Raw genomic sequence first — 4,785 nt, 5'->3', positions numbered from 1 at the left:
TCACACTAAAAAAACAAAACAGGTGAAGCGATGCATCGATCTTTTCCCGGACGCCCTGGCGGCGTTCGCGAGCAACTCCTCGTTCAGGCTCTGTCAGGCCGGTCATCCATGGATGTCCGGTTTTTGTCGTGCCTGCCTGCGGGAGCCGTGATTCATGGCTGACGTGTTGTGCTTGCCTCCCGTGCCCGAGCCTCCCAAAGGGCAGCGACTGAAAAACAAGGTCGTGTTGCTGACCGGCGCGGCCCAAGGCATCGGTGAAGCAATCGTGGCTGCATTCGCTTCGCAACAGGCGCGCCTGGTGATCAGCGATATCCAGGCTGAAAAGGTCGAAGCCGTCGCCGCCCATTGGCGCGGACAAGGCGCCGATGTGCAGGCGCTGAAGGTCGACGTTTCGAACCAGCAGGATCTGCACGCCATGGCCCGCCGGGCTGTTGAACTGCACGGTCGCATCGATGTGCTGGTGAACTGCGCTGGCGTCAATGTGTTCCGCGATCCGCTGGAAATGACCGAAGAGGACTGGCGCCGCTGCTTCGCCATCGACCTGGATGGCGCCTGGTACGGTTGCAAGGCGGTATTGCCGCAAATGATCGAGCAGGGCGTGGGCAGCATCATCAATATCGCCTCGACCCATTCGTCCCACATCATTCCTGGCTGTTTCCCGTATCCCGTCGCCAAGCATGGCCTACTCGGGCTGACCCGCGCCCTGGGCATCGAATACGCGCCCAAGGGCGTGCGCGTGAATGCCATTGCGCCGGGCTACATCGAGACGCAACTGAACATCGATTACTGGAACGGCTTCGCCGATCCCCATGCCGAACGCCAGCGCGCGCTGGATCTGCACCCGCCACGGCGTATCGGGCAGCCGATCGAAGTGGCGATGACGGCCGTGTTCCTGGCCAGTGACGAAGCACCGTTTATCAATGCCTCATGCATCACCATCGATGGTGGACGTTCGGTCATGTACCACGACTGAACATTCTTGGATTGCGGTAGGAAACTTCGCCTGTAATCCAATCATCATACGATATGACTATTTAGACCTATGCTGTGCAGTAACACGATTTGAGCGACCAGCCTGCGGCATTTCCACCCACGTGGAGCAGATCCCTGGACGTTTGGCTTTCAATAAAAAAAACAAGGAGTCAGCTATGAAACATCGTCGTGGGATCCGTTCCCTGTGTCGCGCCGCCCTGGCGGTGACCGCGGTCAGCCTCAGCAGCCACTTGCTGGCGGCCGATCCGGTAAAAATCGGTTTCCTGGTCAAGCAGGCCGAGGAGCCCTGGTTCCAGACCGAATGGGCGTTCGCCGAGAAGGCAGCCAAAGATAAAGGCTTCGAATTGATCAAGATCGCCGTGCCCGACGGCGAGAAGACCCTTTCGGCCATCGACAGCCTCGCCGCCAACGGTGCCAAGGGCTTTGTGATCTGCCCGCCAGACGTGTCCCTCGGCCCGGCCATCATGGCCAAGGCCAAGCTTAACGATCTCAAGGTGATCGCCGTCGACGACCGGTTTGTCGACTCCAAGGGCAAGTTCATGGAAGACGTGCCGTACCTGGGCATGGCGGCGTTCGAGGTTGGCCAGAAGCAAGGCGCCGCGATGGCCGCTGAAGCGAAAAAGCGCAACTGGGATTGGAAAGAAACCTACGCTGTAGTCAATACCTTCAACGAGCTGGACACCGGCAAGAAGCGCACTGACGGTTCGGTCGATGCCCTGAAAAAAGCCGGGATGCCGGAAGACCATATCCTGTTTGCGGCGCTGAAAACCCTCGACGTCCCCGGCAGTATGGACTCCACCAACTCGGCGCTGGTGAAGCTGCCAAGCGCTGCGAAAAACCTGATCATCGGCGGCATGAACGACAACACCGTGCTGGGCGGCGTGCGCGCCACCGAAGCGGCTGGGTTCAAGGCGGCCAACGTGATCGGTATTGGTATCAACGGCACCGACGCCATCGGCGAGCTGAAGAAACCGGAAAGCGGCTTCTTCGGTTCGATGCTGCCAAGCCCGCACATCGAAGGCTACAAGACTGCCGAAATGATGTACGAGTGGATCACTGCCGGTAAGGAGCCGCCGAAGTACACCGCCATGGACGAGGTGACGCTGATCACCCGGGAGAACTTCAAGCAGGAGCTGGAAAAGATCGGCCTGTGGAATTGATGGCCGGTTGATTCAAAAGCGGCCCCGGTCACACGCGTGACCGGGTCGCTTGATCTCTGTAAGTTCGAGGTGGTTATGCAAGCGCAAACAGCGGCACAGCAACAGAACATCGGTGGCAGCTTGCGATTCAACGGGATCGGTAAATCGTTTCCCGGCGTGCAGGCGCTGGCCAATATCAGTTTCGTCGCGCATCCGGGGCAGGTGCATGCCTTGATGGGCGAGAACGGCGCGGGCAAGTCCACCTTGCTCAAGATCCTCGGTGGCGCCTACATTCCGAGCAGCGGTGATCTGCAGATCGGCGAGCAGACGATGGCCTTCAAAGGCACCGCCGACAGCATCGCCAGTGGTGTCGCGGTGATTCACCAGGAGTTGCACCTGGTGCCGGAAATGACCGTCGCGGAGAACTTGTTCCTCGGTCACTTGCCGGCGCGTTTCGGCCTGGTCAATCGTGGCGTGCTGCGCCAGCAGGCGTTGACGCTGCTCAAAGGCCTGGCCGATGAAATCGACCCGCAGGAAAAAGTCGGTCGCCTGTCCCTGGGTCAGCGCCAATTGGTGGAAATCGCCAAGGCGTTGTCCCGTGGCGCCCACGTCATCGCCTTCGATGAGCCGACCAGCAGCCTGTCGGCCCGGGAAATCGACCGGTTGATGGCGATCATCGCCCGCCTGCGGGACGAGGGCAAAGTGGTGCTGTACGTCAGCCACCGCATGGAGGAAGTGTTCCGTATCTGTAACGCAGTGACGGTCTTCAAGGACGGGCGTTATGTCCGTACTTTCGAGAACATGAGCGAGCTGACCCACGATCAGTTGGTCACGTGCATGGTCGGTCGCGATATCGAGGACATTTATGACTACCGTCCCCGGGAGCGCGGCGATGTGGCGTTGCAGGTAAAAGGCCTGCTCGGGCCGGGCCTGCGTGAGCCGGTGAGCTTCCAGGTGCACAAGGGCGAGATCCTCGGCCTGTTCGGGCTGGTCGGCGCCGGTCGCACCGAACTGCTGCGCTTGCTCAGTGGCCTGGAGCGCCAGAGCGAAGGCAGCCTGGTGCTGCACGGCAAGGAGCTGAAGCTGCGTTCACCCCGGGATGCCATCGGGGCCGGCGTGTTGCTCTGCCCGGAAGACCGCAAGAAGGAAGGCATCATCCCGCTGGGCAGCGTGGGCGAGAATATCAATATCAGCGCTCGTCCGGCTCATTCCGCGCTCGGCTGCCTGTTGCGTGGTGACTGGGAGCGGGGCAATGCCGACAAGCAGATCAAGTCGCTGAAAGTGAAGACCCCGGCTGCGAGCCAGAAAATCATGTATCTGTCCGGCGGCAACCAGCAGAAGGCGATTCTGGGTCGCTGGCTGTCGATGCCGATGAAAGTCCTGCTGCTGGATGAGCCGACCCGTGGCATCGACATCGGTGCCAAGGCGGAGATCTACCAGATTATCCACAACCTGGCGGCTGACGGCATCGCCGTGATCGTGGTGTCCAGCGACCTGATGGAAGTGATGGGCATTTCCGACCGAATCCTGGTGCTCTGCGAAGGGGCCATGCGTGGCGAGCTGCCGCGTGACCAGGCCAACGAATCCAACCTGCTGCAACTGGCGCTGCCGCGCCAACGCGTTGCCGACGCGGCGAACTGAGAGGTAAATCATGACCATTCAAAACAATGCACTGCCAACGGCACGCAAACCCCTGGACCTGCGCCGTTTCCTCGACGACTGGGTCATGCTGCTGGCGGCCATCGGGATTTTCGTGCTCTGCACCCTGATGATCGATAACTTCCTGTCGCCACTGAATATGCGCGGCCTGGGCCTGGCGATTTCCACCACCGGTATTGCGGCCTGCACCATGCTGTATTGCCTGGCGTCCGGGCACTTCGACTTGTCGGTCGGTTCGGTGATCGCCTGTGCCGGCGTGGTTGCGGCCGTGGTGATGCGCGACACTGACAGCGTCTTCCTCGGCGTCAGCGCGGCGCTGGTGATGGGGCTGATCGTTGGCTTGATCAATGGCATCGTGATTGCGAAACTGCGGGTCAATGCGCTGATTACTACGCTGGCGACCATGCAGATCGTCCGTGGCCTGGCCTATATCTTTGCCAACGGTAAAGCGGTCGGCGTTTCCGAAGAGTCTTTCTTCGTCTTCGGTAACGGTCAGTTGTTCGGCGTGCCGGTGCCGATCCTGATCACCATTGCCTGCTTTCTATTCTTCGGCTGGTTGTTGAACTACACCACCTACGGGCGCAACACCATGGCCATCGGTGGCAACCAGGAAGCGGCATTGTTGGCGGGGGTAAACGTTGATCGCACCAAGATCATCATCTTCGCCGTGCACGGTTTGATCGGTGCGCTGGCAGGCGTGATCCTGGCCTCGCGCATGACGTCGGGCCAACCCATGATCGGCCAAGGCTTCGAGCTGACCGTGATCTCGGCCTGCGTGCTCGGTGGGGTTTCGTTGAGCGGCGGCATCGGCATGATCCGCCACGTTATCGCCGGTGTGCTGATCCTGGCGATCATCGAGAACGCGATGAACCTGAAGAACATCGACACGTTCTACCAGTACGTGATCCGTGGCTCGATCCTGCTGCTGGCGGTGGTGATCGACCGGCTGAAGCAACGCTGAACAATCAGTAACCCGCTAGACCGCTTTCGCGAG

At 60.3% G+C, this 4,785-nt stretch carries 4 protein-coding genes; all 4 read left to right on the top strand.

Going from position 1 to position 4,785, the window contains the following annotated elements; translation table 11 throughout:
• Positions 1–154 precede the first annotated feature (154 nt).
• A complete protein-coding gene (locus OC610_RS21305) occupies positions 155–973 on the top strand; it encodes an SDR family oxidoreductase (RefSeq protein ID WP_264430549.1) in 819 nt (272 codons plus the stop codon).
• 175 nt (positions 974–1,148) lie between these two features.
• Positions 1,149–2,153 carry a substrate-binding domain-containing protein gene (locus OC610_RS21300; RefSeq protein WP_264430548.1) on the top strand — a complete coding sequence of 335 codons (1,005 nt, stop codon included), beginning with the start codon at positions 1,149–1,151 and terminating at the stop codon, positions 2,151–2,153.
• 75 nt (positions 2,154–2,228) lie between these two features.
• Positions 2,229–3,773: an L-arabinose ABC transporter ATP-binding protein AraG gene (gene araG, locus OC610_RS21295; protein ID WP_264430547.1), complete on the top strand. Its 1,545-nt coding sequence runs from the start codon at positions 2,229–2,231 to the stop codon at positions 3,771–3,773.
• Between the two features lie 10 nt (positions 3,774–3,783).
• Positions 3,784–4,752 carry an L-arabinose ABC transporter permease AraH gene (gene araH, locus OC610_RS21290; protein ID WP_264430544.1) on the top strand — a complete coding sequence of 323 codons (969 nt, stop codon included), beginning with the start codon at positions 3,784–3,786 and terminating at the stop codon, positions 4,750–4,752.
• The last annotated feature ends 33 nt before the right edge of the window (positions 4,753–4,785 follow it).

Origin of the sequence: Pseudomonas agronomica (assembly GCF_025917275.1) — a bacterium.
Lineage (GTDB): Bacteria > Pseudomonadota > Gammaproteobacteria > Pseudomonadales > Pseudomonadaceae > Aquipseudomonas > Aquipseudomonas agronomica.
This window is presented reverse-complemented; position numbering and strand designations above follow the sequence as displayed.

What these genes read in the sequence shown, in the direction of transcription:
- OC610_RS21305 (WP_264430549.1), top strand. Translation starts at nt 155, where the DNA reads ATGGCTGACGTGTTGTGCTTGCCTCCCGTGCCCGAGCCTCCCAAAGGG.
- OC610_RS21300 (WP_264430548.1), top strand. Translation starts at nt 1,149, where the DNA reads ATGAAACATCGTCGTGGGATCCGTTCCCTGTGTCGCGCCGCCCTGGCG.
- araG (WP_264430547.1), top strand. Translation starts at nt 2,229, where the DNA reads ATGCAAGCGCAAACAGCGGCACAGCAACAGAACATCGGTGGCAGCTTG.
- araH (WP_264430544.1), top strand. Translation starts at nt 3,784, where the DNA reads ATGACCATTCAAAACAATGCACTGCCAACGGCACGCAAACCCCTGGAC.